Origin of the sequence: Colwellia echini (assembly GCF_002843355.2) — a bacterium.
Lineage (GTDB): Bacteria > Pseudomonadota > Gammaproteobacteria > Enterobacterales > Alteromonadaceae > Colwellia > Colwellia echini.
Genome location: NZ_PJAI02000020.1, coordinates 1 through 19,683, shown reverse-complemented (window position 1 = coordinate 19,683; position 19,683 = coordinate 1). Strand labels below are relative to the sequence as shown.

Sequence of the window (19,683 nt, the reverse complement as noted above, 5' to 3'; positions counted from 1 at the left end):
ATAAAAAAAATTACGGCGAGCATCAATGTTCGCTACTATTAGCCCCTACTTTTGCTGTAAGCGACGAGCGAAATTATTTTTGCTTGAATGAGCTGCACATACTATTAATAATATGAAGTAGTGAATAAGTAGATTGATTAATAAGGCGTTATTACCCTAAATTTCATCAATATTTGTTGTAGGCAAGGCTTATCAAACTGTGATTCCCCCCAGCAGAATGGTAAGCCTTTTTTTTAACTGAATTCAGATCTTAGCACTTAGTATAATTAAGGCTGTTGTAGCATTTTACTTATCCCAGACTCAGGTTAATTAACAAACTTTAATGCTTAACTCGCTTTTCTTACCGACTTATTTACCGGTGACTTTTTCTTAAATGTTCTATTGCTCCGCTTCGGTTTAAAAGCGACTTTCGGTAATCCAGCAAAAGATTGCTGACTAGCGCCGTATACCATATCGGTAACTGTATCGGTAAGTGGTTGCATAAAACTAACGTAGCTTGCATGTTTTTCACTAATTGCGGTAAGGGTTGCTTCCCATTGTGCCGTCATATCTGGCAGTGTTGCCATTTCAGGTAGTGCATTTATTAGTGCTACGCCAACCTCGGTAGCTACAATTGATTTACCTTGGCGCTGTAGGAAATCACGCTTAAATAATAAATCGATAATACCAGCGCGGGTGGCATCAGTACCTAAACCATCGGTATCTTTTAATACTTTTTTAATCTCAACATCGCTCACATAGCGGGCGATACCTGTCATCGCAGCAAGGAGGGTTGCATCAGTAAAAGACTGTGGTGGAGACGTGTGTTTTGCAACTAACTCACCATGTTGGCAATGTAGTACTTGCCCCTTAGTTAATGGTGGTATGGCTTGCTCTGTTTCTGCATCTCTATTTTGTCCATTATTTGCAGTTACTTGTGTTTTTTTACTTTTCGGGAAGAGTACTTGCCAACCTAATTGTTTTTCGGTTTTCGCTTGGCTGTTAAAGTGTCCACCAGCAATTAATAAATCTACTTTGGTTTGCTGGTAAATATACGCTGGATAAAACTGTATTAAATACTGGCGTACAATCAGTAAATAAATATTTTTTTCAAAGGTATTTAAAGTGATATTTTCAGGTGATTTTTCGGTAGGAATAATGGCGTGATGTGCAGTTATTTGCTTATTATTCCATGCTTTACTTACTAAATTTGTATCAGCGCCTTGCGCTGGTTTATTACAAGGTAATGAAGACTTTGCTAGAGTATCAACAATACTTTTGGCTTGCTTTAATTGTTCTTTAGGTAAATAACGACAGTCAGAACGAGGGTAGGTGATCAGTTTATGTTTTTCATATAATGCCTGACAAACATCAAGCACTAACTTGGCGTTCATTGAAAATTGTTTAGCAGCACTAATTTGTAATTGTGACAGGTTAAAAGGTAAGGGCGCGGCTTGTTGTTTTTCTGTGCTTTGCAAATTGCTAACAGTAGCAGATTGGTTTTCTATGCGCTTAACTACATTTTCAGCTAATGACTTAACTAGCACTCTACCTTCTTCATCACAATAAGGTTTACAGTTTTCACTCGGTTGCCACTTTGCGGTAAATGCTACAGCCTCACCTTGATTTAAAGCAATATGTGCTTGTACTTGATAAAAGGGTTTACTAACAAATTGTGCGATTTCTTGTTCGCGTCTTACCACCAAACCTAATAAAGGTGTTTGCACGCGGCCAACAGATAAAACGGAGTGATATCCTGTTTTTTGTCCTTGTAAGGTATAAGCACGCGTAAGATTAATACCATAAAGCCAATCAGCGCGAGATCGAGCTAACGCTGAAATAGATAAAGGCATAAAGTCACTGTTTGGTTTAAGTGAGTTTAGCGCACGTTTTACTGCAGGTAAGTTTAAATCACTGATCAGCAGGCGTTTAATGGTCGATTTTTTTGCTTTAGATATCTTAAAGTAATCAATGACTTCATCAACAAGTAACTGTCCTTCTCTATCGGGATCGCCGGCGTGAATAATTTCATCGGCTTTTTTTACTAAACCTCTTAATACTGTTAATTGAGACCGGGTACGGCTGATAGGTTTTAATTGCCATTGTTGCGGTACAATCGGCAAACTTTCCATGCGCCATTTTTTAAATTCAGGATCGTAATCTTCAGGATCAGATTGCGCTAAAATATGACCGATACACCAACTCACTACGTCACCATTAGCGAGTTCGATATGGGTTTTATGATTTTTTTGAGGTTTAGGCAATGCCGCTGCAATGGCACGACCTAAACTGGGTTTTTCGGCAATATAAAGTTTCAAACCTGATCCAAGTGTTAGCTATGTTATAGCGATAATTTGAGTATAGCTTAAAGACTGTTTTTATGTACAGTTGTTTTGTTGGGCGGTTATTAAAGTGCTTAGGGTTTATTTATCGAATGCAGCTTTTTGTTGCTTGAACTTTAGTACTAAAATTGTTCCGCTAACTATGGTTATCGATGCGAAGATAACACGCATACTAATGGTTTCATTCAATAATAAAGCGCCAAATAAAGTCACTAATACTGGTACGCTTAATTGAATAATAGCAGCTTGGGTAGCTTTAAGTTGTGGCAAAACACTATACCAAAGAATATAACCAATACCAGAGGCGACAATACCTGATATCAGCGCACAAATAACACCATCAACAGCTAAGTCAATGGTATTATTTGAAAAATCAGGAGATATACTACTTGATAGATAAACACCTAACCATAAAATAATAGCCATAGGCGAGGCTTTAATAAAGTTACCCGCAGTAGCTGTTGCAGGATTACTTGAGCCTCTACCTTGTAGAGTATAAATTCCCCAAGCAATACCTGAAATACACATAAGTAATGCACCTAAAAATGACGGTGCGCTAATACCTGGTAGCATTAAAATAACTAATCCTGCTAAAGCTAAAATAAAGCCAATTATTTGTATTTTGTTTAATCGTTCACCCTCACGATAACCCACTATGGTCATGGTTATTTGTACTGAGCCAAACAGTAGTAAAGCGCCAGTACCTGCGGCTATTAGTTCATAACCATAAGTAAAACTCACGGCGTAAATAAACAACGCTAAAGCGGCATACCAGCTTCCAGATTTTAGTGCGGTATTATTCTTTTTGAATGCTAAGAATAGCCACAAAAATAAAGCGCCAGAAACAATTCGGATTAACGTAAAACTCGCTTGATCAATATCCGTTTGATCTAAAGCATAACGGGTGATAATTGAGTTCGCGGCAAAGGCGATAAGCGATAAAATGATGACGGTGATAATACGTAACGGAGTCATATTTTTCCTTGGGTTGTTGAAAGGGGCTCTGAGGCGATTACTCTTAAAATAAGAAAAGCAAAACAGATAAAAATAAAAAAGCTCACTTAGTTGTGAGCTTTAGGTTTAATATAATTACGGTAATAAGTAATTTTACTAGACCATATCATCAAAAGGATTTTTGCTTGGTAGCGCAATGCTATTTTTGAATTCGGCAAAGCTTAAACTGTCGCTCGTTAGTGCCATGCTATCTTCATCGACTAACCCTTCACCAAACTTGTAAATTAAATCGAATTGACCTTTGTTGGCATTATCGCGATAAACTTGCTGCGCCTGTTCAACACCTTCTAATTTCTCAAAATAGCTTGTCATAGCTGCTGTGCCATAACGTTTTTCCATCATAGCTAAACTCACCTTAGGTGAAAATACAGTAGCAGTTGCGTTATTACCACCAAAGCCTTTTGAGTTGATAAAAGCGATGTCCATATCATGACAATGCCAATGCTCTGTAGCAATGTTTAGGTGTGCATCATAAACGTCATCAGCAACCTCATCAATAGTGGTAATACCCGGCATAATGTTATGGTTAAAAATACCTAATGCCATGGCCATTTGATCGCCACTTGCAGGCCCTAAAGTATGACCAACATAAGCTTTAGGTGCGGCAACTGGCCAGTTTTCGATGTTAAAACATTCAGCAATTTTATGATAAATTAATGATTCAGTAACGCGGTTTTGCGGTGTACTTGAACCATGCGCTAATATAAAACTGCGTTTTTGTAAGGCTTCTTTACCTAACACTTGTTCAGCTAACGCAACCGATTTAGCCATAGTTATGTAATTACCAGGACCTGGTGCGGTAATCGATTTTTTATAACCGTCAGCATTAATAAATACGTCGGCAACAGAGCCAAGTACTTTCGCGCCCATTTCTAAGGCAAGAGCATCGTCCATTAACACTACAAACTGAGCGCCTTCACCAATAGTAAAACCGCAGTTTTGGCCAAATGGACGACTTGGTCTACGATGATCTGCAGTGTCAGTACCGTCTAATCTTTTTAAACCTTCTTCGTTGGCAAGGGCACTCATATTACCAAAACCTTCGATTATTTCAGGGGTAATAGGTGTTTCACTACTACCAACAATCGCAACACGAATACGACCTGCGTCAATATCATTAACTGCGGTTTGTAAATTATATAAAAAGGTTGCACAAGCACCAGAGCTAGTAAACGTTTTCCCTACATTACCGGTAACATAAGCGTTGATAAAATCAGTAGGCATTGTATTTAAACCAAGTGCTAATTGTTTAGTGCTAACACGTGATCCAGTTAAACGACTTTTTAGTAAACCACCTAAACCTTCATCGTGCATTTGCCCCATGATTGATGCTGAGTAAGTACCCACTTCATCAGGAGATATTAGATCTAAAATAGCATCCCACTCTAATCCGGTAGAACGTATAGCATCGGTTGCAGCAAAAATAGTTGCTTGTAAACCTCGTGGTTGGTATCGGCTGTTATAAAGCGTAGCAGGTTCAAATCCTGTTGGAAATTGTCCGGCAGCTTTAATTGGATTGTCACGATATGAATCGTGCAAAATAGTTAATTCTTCAGGAATTTGCACCGACACTTTTTTGTCTGCTAATTCGGTAATAACCCACGAGCTTGGCACAGGATCGGGTAAATCTCTGGCGCGTAACTCAAAACTAATATGTTGTTCTGTTGGCGTTATGTTCATTTTTTGATGCCAATGCGTTGCGTCAACGTCAAAATGATTTTTCTCTATCTTACGAATAAGAGTACCAGCAAGAATTTGTTCGCCGAATTTAGCTTCTATTTCAGAAGCTTCAATAGCATTACCATCAGCATCGGCTAAAACACCTTCTTGATTGTGTACTAATTTCATCAAGCTAGCTAAACCAACAAAGGTTTCTTGGCGAGCTTCGGCATTTAATTTATCGATTACAATACGGCGAAAGCCCTGATGAAACGAAGTACGACCAGAAGCGTTAATGCCGCCCATGCCTATAATTAAAGGTAAACGTGCCATGTGATAACCCACTTAAAATAAGAATAAAAGCAACATGTTGATATTGCATTCGATATAGCTATTCTATGCTTTTCTTAAAATAATAATAGGTCATAACAGCCTTATATTATGCTATTATGGCCAAGTGGGTGGTTTGATATACAGTTAGAGATAAGAAATGGATAATAAGAAAAATTATGCAGCTAACAGTGGAGGTATTGTTAAAGATGATACTGAAGAGACTGTTAAAAAAAACGATATAATAGAAGTTAAAGCTAATAATAAAGGTACTGATGCAGTTCACAAATCTAATGTAAAGCCATTAGAAAATCTAACCGTTTACCTTTTAATTTACCCTCATGTATTAGCAACGGCCATTACTTTACCCGTAGAAATGTTACTTGCGGGAGAAGCTTACGCAAGACGCTATGATAAATCAGTCGTAAAATTACAGCCGAAATTTTTAAGTGAGTCATCAAGCGACATTAAATCTCGATCGGGTATAACTATGGTTGCTGATATAACCCTAAGTGAAGAAGAGTCTGCATACGCAAACCCTCCAGACATTATTATTGTACCTAGCTTGTGGCGTAATCCAAGGCCGGTGTTAAAAAATAATCCAAAAGTTATCGCTTGGTTAAAACATTGTTGGCAGCAGGGCAGTACATTAATTGGTGTTGGCACTGGGGTTTGTTTCTTAGCTGAATCTGGTTTATTAGATAATCATTCCGCCACTACTCATTGGCATTATGTTGATCAATTTAAGCGAGATTACCCTAAAGTAGATTTAAAACCTGATTTTTTCATCACTCAATCTGAACGTATATATTGTGCCGCGAGTTTGAATGCCCAAGCCGATATTATTGTGCATTTAATAGGGCATCATTACGGTAAAGCAGCAGCGCAAAATGTAGAAAGAAATTTTTCACACGAAATTCGTAAACCTTATGCCGAGCAACGCTATTTAGAAGGTGCTGGCGACAGACACGCAGATGAATTGATTGCTGAAATTCAATTTTGGTTACGCACTAATTTAAATACAGAATCAACATTAACCGAAATAGCTCAGCAATTTGGTATGAGCCAACGTTCTTTTACGCGTCGATTTAAAGCGGCTACTGGTGTGCGAGCTACACAATATTGGCAACAACTACGTATTGAAACGGCCAAAGAATTATTATCATCAAGTAACTTGAGCATTCAAGAAATAGCAGATCAGGTTGGTTATCAAGACCAAGGTCATTTAGCGCGATTATTTAAACAAAATTTGAATTTAACGCCTAAAGCTTATCGGGCGATGGTAAGAAAGAAACTATTTAGTTAACCTGAAACCGAATAAACTATCATTATTGTGTAAAAACGAAGTTTATGTTTTAATTTTCAATTACTTACAAAGTTAACTGTCTAGGTTTCAGATTAGTTAGTAATACATAAATCACACAAAATGAGAGTGAAGTAATATAAAAAAGTGACAATAAGTAGTAGCTATCTATTGTCACTTAAGTTTTAGCTAATAGATAATACTATTACTTTTTAATCTTTCTAGATCGTAAACCGAATAATGCTACTGCAAAAACTGCTAATGTAGCGGGTTCTGGAATAGGATTTAATTGAGTATCAGAAAAACTATTTGATTGAATAAATACAGTTGAATCCAAAGAGTTATCACCAGTATCCGCTATTTTTAGTGAAATAGAATGTGTGCCGGCGGATAAACCAGAAAATGAAGCAGTAAACACATCAGTAAAGCCATCATATTCTATATCAAATAAATTGTTATTATTATTATTAAAATATTGAGCGTTAGAGGCATTTGTTCCGACTGGGTTACCGCCATTTACATTGTTTATTGAAACTGGTGTATTTGTTCCGGGAATCAGAGCAATATTAGAACCATCTAAAAAGAAGGCAAACGCATCGTTAAAATTGCTATTTACATATTCATTATATTCTTCAGATGCAAAAACATAATTAAAGAAAATATTTCCGCCATCACTAACGAAATCGAATGTTAATGTTGCTGCATCAAAAGTGTTACCAGCAAAAGAGCTTAGTTGGGCATCACCAGGGGTGCCAAAAGAAGTCGATGTACCTGTGCTTGAGTTCGGTCCAACAGCACTTGTTACTAAACCACTTGAAAGCATAATACCACTTTCTATGCCAATACCAGCACTTGCTCCACCAGTAAAAGTTCCAAATGCATTATTAGCGCCAGTTAAAGATATATTTGAGGTGCTCACACCTGAGCCTAAAATATTGCTAACGAGAGTATTTGCATTGTTGTCTTGTGTTACCACTAAACCTGCATGGGCAGAGTTAATAAAGCATGTAGTTGACAAAATAACAGTGGTTAATGTATTTTTTAAGTTTTTGATATTCATATTCATCCTTTGAATTGATTTTTGTTACATTTTTATAAAGAAACCCAGCAAAAGCACAAAGTGTACCGGTTTTTTAACGGTATGATTTTAAGGTGATTTTTAGCATTTGTTTTATTTGGGTTAAAAAAGTGTAAATTTTATTGACGTTTTTTTAGGTGTGTAAACTATAAGTGATGAGTAGAGTTTGCTAATCATAAAAAATGATTAAAGCTTTCTTTAAATAAAACCCACATCAATAACTTGTCACTTGCAGATCTGTTAGGCAAAATGACCGCACTAATATTTATTATTGAGACAATCATGAGCGAAAAATTATCAACGGCACTTTCTATAGCTGAAAAACAAATTAGCGAAATGCTGCGCATGCAGGATGCAATGAATAGCCGTGTTAGTGACACATGGCGTGAAAACGGTTATGAATGGTACCGTGCTATTTGGGTTGAGTGTGCTGAGATGTTAGATCATCATGGTTGGAAATGGTGGAAACACCAAGAAATTGACGTTGCTCAAGTACAATTAGAACTGGTTGATATTTTTCATTTTGGTTTAAGTTTACGCTTAATGTCTGGCGCAAGTGCTGAGTCTATTGCTACAGAACTTGCTAAAGAATTACATCAAGGTACGGCCGAAAGTGATTTTAAAATAGCTTTAGAGAACTTAGCCTCAGCTGCGGTTACTAAAAAATCTTTTGACGCAAAAGCCCTTGCTGATTGTATGTCATTAATGAATATGGATTTAGACGAATTGTTCAGACAATACGTAGGTAAAAACACGTTAAACTTTTTCCGTCAAGATCACGGCTATAAAGAAGGTAGCTACATTAAAGAATGGCATGGTGAAGAAGATAACGAAGTATTAGCAAAACTTGTTGCGACACTTGACGTTAGTGCAGATGGTTTTCAACAACAGTTATACCAAGCGTTAGAAGAAAAATACCCAGTTTAAGTTTTACATATAGATATTTAGGCGCAGTATTCAATTGCTGCGCTGATACTCTCCTTTAAAATACAGTATTAAATTCATTTTTGAAGTAGCCTTATAATTATTTATCAGATCTTTTTTAATAGTCTATTTTTCCTTAGCTAAAATCATATTTATATATCGAACAATATGATCATTGGCACATATTCTGCTTAATTCAATGTAAATAGTACGTTTACCCTCTATAACAGAGAAAGCGTCAATAATTTGATATACCGTCATAAAAATCGTTGGTATTGCAGGAGAAGACTATGGAACTGATATTATTTGCCTTAATTACCTTAGTGGTAATCGTTGCTGTGCTAGCTAGTCGCTTAAATGACAATAGCTTTCCTTTTCCTTTTGATAGTAAAAAAGCCATTTTTACACCTGCGGAAAAGAACTTTCAAAACCTAGTTGAACAAGCTTTGGGTGGACAATATCGCGTTTTAAATCGTGTTAGATTAAGTGATGTAGTCACTATTCGTCAGGGGGTTTCAAGCCGAGCCAGTCAAAGTGCAGCCAAAAGCGCCGAAACAAAATATTTAGATTTTGTGATTTGTGATCGCGCTAGTATGAAGTTACTTGGCGCTATCGATTTAGTTGATACACAAGGTCGAGGTTACAAAATCAAAAAAGATTGGTTTGTTAGCGGTAGTTTAGAAGCAGCGTCAATTCCACATCTTCGTATAAAAGTAAAAGCTAACTACACACTAGAAGAAATTAGAACCTGTATTCATACCCGTTTACTAGGTAAAACAGCAGCAAATTTTGCGCCGCAACCAAAAGTGAAAGGACGAATTATTCCTGCACCTATGGTAAGAGCAAGAAATAAATCGGTTGGCGCATTATCAGCCGCGGCTGCAAGAGCTCAGCTTGATGAGCAAACACCAATGATACCTTCTATGCAGGGGCAAATAGGTAATATGCAAACAACGTCGTTGTCTCATTAAGCAGGTATAAAGTTTACTTAAATACTTAAATACTTAAATACTTAAATACTTAAATACTTAAATACTTAAATAGATAAAGAGGTAAGTGATTAGATTAATCGCTTACCTCTTTTTTTAAATGTCTCATTAATATCAAAGTGATAAAAAGTCAACGGCAGCAAATCCGACATAGCGGTCATTAGAAGTTAGTTGATCTTTAAGACAACTGCTAGCCAGTTGCGGACGTTAGCATTGGCGGACATTGAAGCTGTTTATAGAGTTCAATTTACCTTGTTCCAGATAGAGAGCAAAGCCACCAAGCAGTCAAAGTCAGTAATAATATTTTTACGGGTTATCTTTTTTCCATTGTCCGTACAACACAGAGTCTTCTATAGGTATAGGATTTTCATTTAAAACATGAATATTAGTTCGATTTGGGCAATCCTCACCATTTAAATTACCATTATCAAATCTATATGCGATAACACCCCTAGTTATTGAATCATAGGTATATTCTGATAGAAATCGATTAGGTAAACTGTCTTGGGCTAAAGATTTATAAACACAGATGATCTCAAAATCATAAACTCTAAAACTAGATTCATTAGAGTGGTAGATAATTTTACTTGATATGCTTTGGTCATTTATATTCTCCCAACTAAAATTCTTATAAATTAGGTGACTCTGTTGTTGTGTAGCTATATAAATTAACTCTTTTGATTTGTTCAATCGATATATAGCCTTGTCATTGATATATGCTCCACTTGCGCTTCTTACTTTAAAACGCTTCTCAATATCTAACTCAAGATATCGTTCTGGTTGATCATCACGTATATATAATCTTTCGTAAATATCATAATCAGGGGATTTACAGGTTAAAGCCTTATGGTCTGAATGTATACTTGTTGTACACTTATCGAACTGTAAAGTAACTGTCGCAATATTTGATTCACCATTGTTTTTCGAAGAACCATTTGTTGCTACAAAGGTAAAGGTATCGGTAGTATCTTCAGTTATAGTTTCATCTGATGTGTAAGTAAACAAACCTCCACCTGGATAATTAAAGGAAGGACTGAGATCAAGTGTACCAAACTGAGGTGGAGTTTTAATTTCAAAACCCGTTTCAAAATCAGCTTGTAATCGTGCAGTCATATCTTCACCAATAACTGCGACAAATGTTTCACTGTAAGCAATAGGTGGGTTTAACGTGACTTCAGCATCTATAACTGTAGTGCCATTTATACTGCTATCTGTTAATGAAAATTGAAATGGTACATGTCCTATATCTAAGTCTTGTATATCAAAATTTAAATCAAAACTATTACCGTCCACTATCATATAACCATCAACATCTGCTGAAGATATACTAGACATTGTCAGAAACGATGGATCTATTTGTTCATATAAATAATCATTAATATCTACTGGATTTTCTATATAACTGAGTAAGAATGCAGGCGTATTGTTCTCACCAATAAGATTAACCAATTCTATAATTGGGCCTCTTACCTTATTTACAGCATTTATAATTGAAGTAACATGATTTTCTGCGCCAGTTAAAATTTGATACTTACGTGTAGCTACAAATGTTCTTTCTTCGTTGTGGAAGAAGTCTACAGTCCCATTCTCCACTTTAGTTGTTTTTATTGGTGTTGATAGCTTAATTGATGTATTTCTAGCGGTTAAATTTTGCTTTTCAAACGAATTAATATTATCAAGATCTGTTTCCGCCCATTCAAAGCACAATTCACCCATTCTATCTACAGAGTGAATTAAAACATTCCATGACACTGCAGCGCCTAATATAGTAGCGCTCGCAACTGGAATTCCAGCCCCTGTTGCTGCTAAAGCTAAGGTTGCAGATGTTGTCAAGTATGCCGTACCACCTGAAGCGACTATCAAAGCGGCAGTACTTTCGCAAGAGGATAGGGAATTCTTAGCTGACATCAATGAATAATTTGATTTGCCATAATATGCATTGCTATTTACAGTATTTTCATCTGCATAAAGTTTACTAATATTTTGATATATTAAATAGGCGAGAAGGTCTACTTCATCCCTGGTTAGCTCCGATATTAAAGAAACATCAAAACTATTTTTGATGTCGTTCAGTTTTTCAATTTCAGTAGATGATATTCCTTTTGACTGAGCTATCGCTATTTTCTCATCAACTTCTGAGCGCACTTGTATTATGTAGTTTGTAACATAAGCTGATGTATCACTAATAATATCAATAGAAGGTGTCGCATTATATTGATAAGTTACGGCTTCTCCTTCAAGTTCTATTATTAAAGTTTGTGTTCCACTAGCATAAAAAGAAGGAAAATAAACTAGTTGTCGATCAGATGTTACTCCAAGCTTTATTGCTTCACCATTTAATGTCGCATCAATTAAACCTTCTGAAACGTCTGCAAATGAAACATCAATTGTTGTTAATTTTGCGGTAGTTGCACTTGTTACACCATTAGCTAATGCTAAAGCAGGTGTTAATGCATTGATTGTTAAGGAGAGTGTTTCCGTTGTGCTTCTATTACCGTTATCAGTAGCTGTTGCGGTACAAGTTGCAGTAGTTTCGGTTGAAACACTTGGCGCAGTGTAGTTGTTACCATCTAACGTTCCCACATCACAATTCAATTCAGAAGTAATTGTAGTATCCTGATAATCTTTTGCGGAGTGGGTAATAACAATAGTGCTGCTTTCATCAATAGAAGCTGAATCAACACTTAATGTTACTACAGGTGGGGGTGCCGTCGGTTGTGGTGGCTCTTTAGGCGAATCACTACCTCCCCCCCCCCCACAACTTATTAAAAGTAAAGAAAGTAGTGGTAAAGCTAGCTTTTTAAAAGGCATAGGACGAACCCTATTTTTTATAATAATTAAACAATAACAGATACAGTAATTGTCTGCAATTCAAACAAAATAACAAGCTTGCAATAGTAATTTCCCTATCTAAGCCAGCAATATTAGATTAAGTATCCTTTGTTATCTCACCATTTCAGTAACTTAAAAATATAGTTATACTAGTCACCAGCACAACTACATGTTTAATTTTTAAAGATAAATACCGAAGAATTACCCCAAATAACCATCGAAAACTAATTGAAATAGAATCCAATATAACGAATCGAAAAGCCAAATAGAATGTTCTATTTCGTATCTTTTCCGCTAATAATTGAAGTGAATATTAGCCACTATTTTTGACCGCCAAAGGCTCTGAGCTGACCTTAATAAAGCTGATTATATTCTAGAGCTATACAGTTATTAATTAACATATTATTAATTAATAACAAAAAACGGCTTATTACGCGAAGTGCATAATAAGCCGTTTTAAGTATTGATTGCGAGGTAAGCGCTAAGTAATTACTTGAGTAGTGTTACTGTAAAATACCTCAATAACAATTAAGCTAAGAGTTAACTTTTAAAAGGGTTGTATACGTAATTCAGTAAACTTTCTGATTGAATTTCGATACGGCGTAATAACCAGAATACTGGTGCGCCTTCGCCAGTATTAATTGCAGCTATACCACCTGCGCCAAATACCATTTCTTTACCTAACTCTTCTTCATCAAGATTTACCACAACAGCGAAATGGCCAATACCTCTTACTGATTCAACCGGTGCTATTTTTCCACTGATATCAAATTGCGCTTCACCTACACCCTTAACCAACGAGTCTACTTTTGCTTTAAACACATGGCCAGGATACATAGTTAATGCAAATTCAACATCTTGGTTTGGCGCTATGTTTTGACTACCAGCTTGACGTACTTTCATTACTAACCAAGCTTCATCAGTACTTACAAATGTCATCACTGGGGCTTTTAAGCGCACGAATTGTCCTTCATGTAACTGCAGATTTACCACATAACCATCACTTGGCGCGTAAGCTGTAACTTGCTGCAGTTCATATTTATAGGTATTTACATTAGCTAACGCTTCATTATAAGCATCTTGTTTTAGGGGCAACTCAGTTGCAGCCATTACTTTACGGTCAACTAGCGCTTTGGTGTTATCAAGTGCAGTTTTTGCTTCGGCTAATAATGCTTTAGCTGCGTCTAGTTTATCTTGCACTGGCGTTTTATCTAAAGTGTAAAGAGGATCACCTTTTTTAATTGGTGTGTTAGCTTTTACATGTACGGTTTCAACTTGCCCGCCCATATAAGTAGCTACCTGTACAACGCGGCGCTCAACAAATACTTGCTCGCTATAGGGGGCATATTGACCAAGGAAAACTATTTCGGTTAAAGCCGCACCACTATATATACCAAAAACAATTATGCCCCAAGCTAAATTCCATTTAAGAATCTTGTAATCAACAAAAATAAATCGAACTAAGAAAAAATAAGCAACGGTTACAATAATTTCCATTAGATACTTCCCTCTGCTTGGGTTGCTTTAGGCGCTTGCTCTAACTCAATTGGTTTCAACACAGGTTTTGTGTATGCCCATAACAAAGCGAACATCCAAAAAGGAAATATTAATAAACCTAAAAGGCTACAAACCATAATGGCATCTGCTTGAGGGTGACCGCGTTTAATAGCAACTTTTGAAGGTAAATCATGTATTAAAACAATACCGACGATTATTATTACGATAACCGCGATAATTAAGAATAAACAAAGTAGTTTCATTTTTTTGTACTTTTAAGTTATTGACTTTCTATTAGGTTAATAAATAATTATTAATCCGCCTTTGTACTTATTTGACTGATATTTGATTAATACCCATTGAAATAATAAATTAATCTTTTTCAAATGGTATAACTTGAACCTAATCTAGCTTAGCGCCTATTTATAAAGTCTATTTTAGGTGTTTAGTTAACCTGATTTTAGAATAAGCAAAGTGCTACAACAGCCTTATTTATCCGTATTTCTTCGTTAAGAAAACTACCAATAACTCGTTATTGGTTTCGCTTTCTCGCCTTGACCTACGAATAACTAAAACTATTGTAAATGCTTTAGTACAAATAATTGATATTTTATACTTTACAATTTCATTATCCTGAACTCAAGTTAGTTAAATTTTGATACAATTTAATACGAACAGCAAACAATATATCGATTTAATAGCATGTTAGATAGTTAACTACGAGACTACGATAGTTAAAGTTACATGACCATACGTATATCGACTTATTTTAACGCCAAGAGGATAATAATGCTTTTGCTTGCGATTTTTCAGGATAAGTTTGCTCACTGCTAACGGATTCTTGTAAATATTTTCGAGCTTCTGTTTTTCGTTGTAACGCAGCTAAGGTAACCGCTAAGTGGTATTTAACTTCAGCATTCTCATAATCTAAGGTGTTCGCTTTACGTAATAGTGCGAGTGCATTATTGACATTACCGCGATGAAATTCAATCCAAGCTTTGGTATCTAGAATTATGATGTTTTGTGGCATCAATTGATAAGCTCTGTCTATTAATTCTGCGGCTTGGTCGTATTGTTTTAGTTCGCGATAAACTATTGCTGCGTTATTTAATAACACCGGGTTGTCGCTATTATTTTCAACAAGCGTTTGATAATAGCTACTCGCCTTAGCTAAATCACCCATTAGGCGATAATTTTCAGCTAAAGATATTGCTAAGGTTAGATCGTCAGGATTTTTGTTTAACCATTCAGTTAATAATTTACTTATTTGAACGTATTGTTTATTAGAGCGATAGATGCGAAAAAGACCAAGTAATGCGGCTCTATTGGCTTTAATAGTATAAGACTGCTGATAAAGATTTAATGCCTTATTTTCTTGGTTAATTGACCAATAAAGATCTGCTGTTAATTGCGCGATGAGGCTTTTGTCAGCAGAAACGGCAGATAAAGCATTAATTAATTTTAATGACTTCTCTTCAGCTTCTGTGGCTGTGTCTAACTTGTTATAGAGCGAAAGGAGTAGTAAATATGCGGGCTGATAATCACTTTGCCAGGCAATAGATTTCTGTAAGCTCAGTTCAGCTTCATTTGTGTCGTTATTTACAAGTTGTAATTGCGCTAGTTGATAAAACGCTACGGCGCGATTGGTGGCCAATTTAACGTACTGATTCATTTGCGTTAATGCTTTTTGATACCAACCACTTTGTTGATATAGTTGTGCTAATAATAAATGTGCTTGTTCGTTATTATCAAACTTTTGTATATAATTTTCAGTAATTGCAACGGCCTGCTCTAATTGATGGTCAGCTAAGTGAATTGCTACTATTTTATTTAAAGCTAATATACTGCTTGGATTTTTAGCTAAACCTTTTTGATACCAAGTCATACTGGCTTCAGTGTTATTAATACCCTGATAAACATCGCCAAGCTCAATATATAAAGCGCTATTAGGCCCAGATTCAAGTGCTGTTTTTAGTAAGGCTATGCTCGAGTTGATATTACCTAGTAAAGCTTCAATGCGAGCTAAAAACATCACCGCTTGAAAGTTGCTTTCGTCAAGTTCAATGGCACGAATAAAAGCAGCTTTTGCAGGTGCTATTTTACCTTGTAGCGCTAATATATTTCCCTGAATTTGGTGAGCATAAGTGTTGTTATTAGCAACCTTTAATAGCTGCTGACTATAAAGCATCGCTTCATCCAATGAATTGGTTTCTTGTAACGCTTTAATCAACATGAACAATATTTGAGTTTGCTGAGGAATATTATCACTTAAGCTGGCTATTTTAGTTGCAGGCTCGAGTAGTTTTTGTATGGCAATGACGTCATCATTCAACAAATATAATGTTGCTAAATCAATTATTGCCGTTAAATCAGTTGGATTACTGTTGTGTACTTTTTTGAAATAGAAGTCTGCTTTATCTAATTCATCCGTCATCATATAAGTACGCGCTAACAGTGCCCATATTTCCACATCAGCTTCATCGAGAAAATGAGCTTTTATTAAATGTTTTTTTGCCTGAAAATAATCCCCTAATGCCATTTGACTTCGTGCTAATAGTTTAATTGCGGCAATATCGTTGGGTGCTTTCTTATGATATTTCAATAAAGTTTGTTGCGCATTTTCCATGGCATTATTTTGAAAGTTAACCAATCCAGTTAAAAACAAAAAAACGGGTTGTTCATTTTTGTATTCAGCAGGTATGGACGCCAAAATAGACATTAAGTGTAGCTCTAACTTTTTAGAAGCTTCGTTATCTGCTTGTGCAGGGCTTGAAATTAATCGCACGTAATTGGCGATAGGTTCATTTGGAAAGTGATCTAAAATAATATCGAGATCAGCAGCTGCTTGTTCATCTTCTCCCAATCCAGAAAGCAGCATTGAACGGGTTAATAAAGCAGAGTAATTTTTATCATCAAGTAAAATTAATTGATTAATGGTTGTTAATGCGGCGGATAAATCATTAGTTAATTTATACGTTATTGATGCCATTAATAAGGCTTGTTTGTTGTTCGGCTCAATCGTTAGTACTTGTTTGATTAATGACAACGCATGTGCGCTATCTTCTTGTTGAATGCTAACTTTAGCTAAGCCAAGTAATGCATCAACGTTGTTAGGAGATAGTGTGAGTGATTGAGTAAAAGCTGCAGTAGCTTGTGGGTAATCTCTTTGACCAAGATAGGCATAACCAACATAGCCTTGCATAATACTCTTGTAATTATCGGGACTATTTTCTGGAATATAAATGTCTAAGATAAATTGATAATTATTTTGTATTAAATATGCTCTTGCCAATAACGGCATTATTTTCATATTGTCTGCACCTGCAGCAGAAGCAAATTTTAGCTCCACCTCAGCTGCACTTGCTTTTCCTTGCTGTAGCAAATTTTCAGCCATCAATACTCTAGAAGGTAAGTGGTTACTGTCTAACTGGAGAATATTTTTTAAATGAATAATTGAGGTTTGGTATTTGGCTTGATAAAAAGCTTGTAAGGCATCTTCATAAGATTGATTTATTGCCGAGTTTTGCGCAAAAACATTACTACTAATTAAAGTAAATAAAATAAGGAATACACGGGTTTTTACACTGAAGAAAAGTGCTTTTTGAAAAAGAAAAGCGAGTAGATTGTTAAACATTTAGCGCTCCGAAAACAAGCTAAACAGCGATGGTTTTCGCAAACACTGTAATCTACTCGTTAAAAATAATAATAGTTGGCTGTGAGTAAAGTGGTTGTCGTTTATTCTTTATTTACTTACTTAGTAATGAATAAGGTAGTAATCATTACTAAGTATTAGAAAACTTGGTAGCAGACGACTTAGCAGTCAAACGACGAGCAAGTGCAATAAATGCAAAACCAAATAATAGCAGTGTTGCTGGTTCATTTACTTTAACTAAAGGTGTAGGGCTAACTTCACTACCCACTAAGTGTATTTCACGATTAGTAATTAATGAATAAGCACCAACAGCGCCATCAATATTGCCCATAGCTGTTACTGTTGCTAAAGGCGCAAGTAAAGTACCCATGAAATTATTAGCGCTTAAAGTAATGGTTGTTGCTTCATAAAAATTCCATAATATTTTTTCTCTAAAATTAGAGAATATATTACCTAGCATATTGTTGTTCTGCGCTTGGTTTATCGTAGTACCGCTAACATTAATAATAATACCAGCAATATCATTAATGTTATTGGCGATAATTTCAGCTTCTTGATTAGCGCTATTACTAAAGAACTTGTTCATTGAATCTAAATCAAATACCGCATAATCATCAGCGCCTAACGACTCATCAACCGTTAGTGTATATTTTTTATTTTCTTTATATGTAATGGTGTTGTTAGTGCTAGCCATATTTTGAAATGATGTTGATGCTTGTTCTAATTCATTTTTAAAATTTATAGCGGTAGTAGTTAAATCAGCATTAATGGATATGCCTGAAGAGTTTTGAATTTCCTGATTATTAACGCGAACCTTATGGCCATTATCAAAAGTAGAAAGTGAATTGCTGCTTCCAACCTCCATACTACCTTTAACACTAATACCTGAACTGCCTTGAACAGATCCCGCAACTTGTAATGTAGCACCTGCATAAGGTGAAGTTAAATGCTCACCCACACCTATTTTTGAATTGGCAATTAAATCACCACCCACAAAAACTTTACCATCAACATGAGAGCTTGTTTGAAAGTCTTCTATTGTTACAACATTGTAGTCTTGTAATACGAAAGAGCCTGCAGTTACGGAGCATGAAAAACACGTTAATAATGATAAAATAGCGGTAAATTTGGTCACGGTTATCTCTTAAAGAATGTATAGCTGTAATATGAAGGCATATTACATGATTATATTGGCGCATATTTTAACCGTTAGTGTGATTTAAGTAAAGATTAGAATATATATTCTATATATTCAGCAAAGCTGATTGCGAGTTACTGATGAAAAGTCTTAAATAGAGGGCTTTAATAGTATAAATTTACTTTAATTATTTGAGCCATAGCCTGTTTTTAAACGGATAAGTAGGGAAAAGAAGCATTCTTTGCGTAAAAAACCATCAAACAAACAATAAAGATAAAAAAAACGTAATATATTTGAATTTAACTATTGCAAGGCGGAAAACATTACACTAGAATTCGCACCACTTAATGTAGTGCCGACTTAGCTCAGTTGGTAGAGCAACTGACTTGTAATCAGTAGGTCGCCAGTTCGATTCCGGCAGTCGGCACCATTAATACTTATAAAGCACAAGTTTTATAAGGTACCTTTAATTAAAGGTATGGCTTGATGTGGAGGGGTTCCCGAGTGGCCAAAGGGATCAGACTGTAAATCTGACGGCTCAGCCTTCGGTGGTTCGAATCCACCTCCCTCCACCATATTTCGATTTATGCTTGTTTAAGCTGTAAAGGCAGATAAGGATAAATCAAAAACAGAGATGAATTGATAGAAAAGCGGGTGTCGTATACTGGCTATTACCTCAGCCTTCCAAGCTGATGAAGCGGGTTCGATTCCCGCCACCCGCTCCAATCTTTGTATATGAATGCTGATATGGCTCAGTTGGTAGAGCGCACCCTTGGTAAGGGTGAGGTCGGCAGTTCGAATCTGCCTATCAGCACCATTCCTAGATTAATCTATCCTCATTTCACATTAAAAAATAAATTTAAACAGTATATTATTACTATACCCAGAGGTATTGAAAAATGGCTAAAGCAAAATTTGAACGTCTAAAACCGCATGTTAACGTTGG

The 19,683-nt window shown here is 35.9% G+C and carries 12 protein-coding genes and 4 tRNA genes; 7 read left to right on the top strand and 9 right to left on the bottom strand.

The genetic code is table 11. The annotated features are described in order from the left end of the window. Positions 1-326 precede the first annotated feature (326 nt). The 3 genes from CWS31_RS14415 to CWS31_RS14405 all read right to left on the bottom strand — a co-directional run bounded on the left by CWS31_RS14415 (position 327) and on the right by CWS31_RS14405 (position 5,327). Complete coding sequence (locus tag CWS31_RS14415) at positions 327-2,297, bottom strand: DNA topoisomerase III (RefSeq protein WP_101344519.1); 1,971 nt, start codon at positions 2,295-2,297, stop codon at positions 327-329. Positions 2,298-2,402: 105 nt separating this feature from the next. Next, entirely contained in the window at positions 2,403-3,296 is an 894-nt protein-coding gene (locus CWS31_RS14410) for a DMT family transporter (protein WP_101344518.1), read from the bottom strand. A gap of 135 nt (positions 3,297-3,431) precedes the next feature. After that, positions 3,432-5,327, bottom strand: coding sequence for a beta-ketoacyl synthase (locus CWS31_RS14405; RefSeq protein ID WP_101344517.1), 1,896 nt, complete (start codon positions 5,325-5,327; stop codon positions 3,432-3,434). A 157-nt stretch (positions 5,328-5,484) separates the two neighbouring features. Here CWS31_RS14405 and CWS31_RS14400 point away from each other — a divergent pair, with 157 nt between their 5' ends. Continuing rightward, positions 5,485-6,630, top strand: a complete 1,146-nt coding sequence (locus CWS31_RS14400; protein WP_101344516.1) for a GlxA family transcriptional regulator — start codon at positions 5,485-5,487, stop codon at positions 6,628-6,630. 202 nt (positions 6,631-6,832) lie between these two features. Here the strand turns inward: CWS31_RS14400 and CWS31_RS14395 are convergent, their stop codons facing one another. Then, positions 6,833-7,687: a choice-of-anchor L domain-containing protein gene (locus tag CWS31_RS14395; RefSeq protein WP_101344515.1), complete on the bottom strand. Its 855-nt coding sequence runs from the start codon at positions 7,685-7,687 to the stop codon at positions 6,833-6,835. Positions 7,688-7,987: 300 nt separating this feature from the next. On the opposite strand from CWS31_RS14395, the gene CWS31_RS14390 reads away from it, so the two are divergent. Next, complete coding sequence (locus CWS31_RS14390; RefSeq protein WP_101344568.1) at positions 7,988-8,632, top strand: dUTP diphosphatase; 645 nt, start codon at positions 7,988-7,990, stop codon at positions 8,630-8,632. Positions 8,633-8,919: 287 nt separating this feature from the next. Next, entirely contained in the window at positions 8,920-9,600 is a 681-nt protein-coding gene (locus tag CWS31_RS14385; RefSeq protein WP_101344514.1) for a DUF2726 domain-containing protein, read from the top strand. Between the two features lie 324 nt (positions 9,601-9,924). Here the strand turns inward: CWS31_RS14385 and CWS31_RS14380 are convergent, their stop codons facing one another. The 5 genes from CWS31_RS14380 to CWS31_RS14360 form a co-directional block, all read right to left on the bottom strand. Then, positions 9,925-12,429, bottom strand: a complete 2,505-nt coding sequence (locus tag CWS31_RS14380; protein ID WP_101344513.1) for a hypothetical protein — start codon at positions 12,427-12,429, stop codon at positions 9,925-9,927. A gap of 561 nt (positions 12,430-12,990) precedes the next feature. Then, positions 12,991-13,947, bottom strand: a complete 957-nt coding sequence (locus tag CWS31_RS14375) for an HlyD family secretion protein (RefSeq protein WP_101344512.1) — start codon at positions 13,945-13,947, stop codon at positions 12,991-12,993. Further along, positions 13,947-14,210 (bottom strand): DUF3302 domain-containing protein, encoded by a 264-nt coding sequence (locus CWS31_RS14370; protein WP_101344511.1) that lies wholly within the window; start codon positions 14,208-14,210, stop codon positions 13,947-13,949. Before CWS31_RS14370 ends, CWS31_RS14375 begins: the two co-directional genes overlap by 1 nt. A 506-nt stretch (positions 14,211-14,716) precedes the next feature. Further along, the gene (gene prsT, locus CWS31_RS14365) at positions 14,717-17,581 is read right to left on the bottom strand and encodes an XrtA/PEP-CTERM system TPR-repeat protein PrsT (protein ID WP_101344510.1); all 2,865 of its coding nucleotides are present in this window, start codon (positions 17,579-17,581) and stop codon (positions 14,717-14,719) included. Positions 17,582-17,729: 148 nt separating this feature from the next. After that, entirely contained in the window at positions 17,730-18,734 is a 1,005-nt protein-coding gene (locus tag CWS31_RS14360) for a choice-of-anchor A family protein (RefSeq protein WP_170252893.1), read from the bottom strand. Between the two features lie 357 nt (positions 18,735-19,091). Here CWS31_RS14360 and CWS31_RS14355 point away from each other — a divergent pair. From CWS31_RS14355 to CWS31_RS14340, 4 genes are all read left to right on the top strand, one after another. Further along, positions 19,092-19,167 (top strand) — tRNA-Thr (locus CWS31_RS14355). Between the two features lie 60 nt (positions 19,168-19,227). Beyond that, a tRNA-Tyr gene (locus tag CWS31_RS14350) sits at positions 19,228-19,312 on the top strand. A 75-nt stretch (positions 19,313-19,387) separates the two neighbouring features. Beyond that, positions 19,388-19,462, top strand: a tRNA-Gly gene (locus CWS31_RS14345). A 16-nt stretch (positions 19,463-19,478) separates the two neighbouring features. Then, positions 19,479-19,554 (top strand) — tRNA-Thr (locus tag CWS31_RS14340). Positions 19,555-19,683: the final 129 nt, after the last annotated feature.

Bases quoted from the DNA above. Each gene is read 5' to 3' on its own strand.
- CWS31_RS14405 (WP_101344517.1), bottom strand. From the start codon at position 5,327: ATGGCACGTTTACCTTTAATTATAGGCATGGGCGGCATTAACGCTTCT.
- CWS31_RS14400 (WP_101344516.1), top strand. From the start codon at position 5,485: ATGGATAATAAGAAAAATTATGCAGCTAACAGTGGAGGTATTGTTAAA.
- CWS31_RS14390 (WP_101344568.1), top strand. From the start codon at position 7,988: ATGAGCGAAAAATTATCAACGGCACTTTCTATAGCTGAAAAACAAATT.
- CWS31_RS14410 (WP_101344518.1), bottom strand. From the start codon at position 3,296: ATGACTCCGTTACGTATTATCACCGTCATCATTTTATCGCTTATCGCC.
- CWS31_RS14375 (WP_101344512.1), bottom strand. From the start codon at position 13,947: ATGGAAATTATTGTAACCGTTGCTTATTTTTTCTTAGTTCGATTTATT.
- CWS31_RS14370 (WP_101344511.1), bottom strand. From the start codon at position 14,210: ATGAAACTACTTTGTTTATTCTTAATTATCGCGGTTATCGTAATAATA.
- CWS31_RS14380 (WP_101344513.1), bottom strand. From the start codon at position 12,429: ATGCCTTTTAAAAAGCTAGCTTTACCACTACTTTCTTTACTTTTAATA.
- prsT (WP_101344510.1), bottom strand. From the start codon at position 17,581: ATGTTTAACAATCTACTCGCTTTTCTTTTTCAAAAAGCACTTTTCTTC.
- CWS31_RS14395 (WP_101344515.1), bottom strand. From the start codon at position 7,687: ATGAATATCAAAAACTTAAAAAATACATTAACCACTGTTATTTTGTCA.
- CWS31_RS14385 (WP_101344514.1), top strand. From the start codon at position 8,920: ATGGAACTGATATTATTTGCCTTAATTACCTTAGTGGTAATCGTTGCT.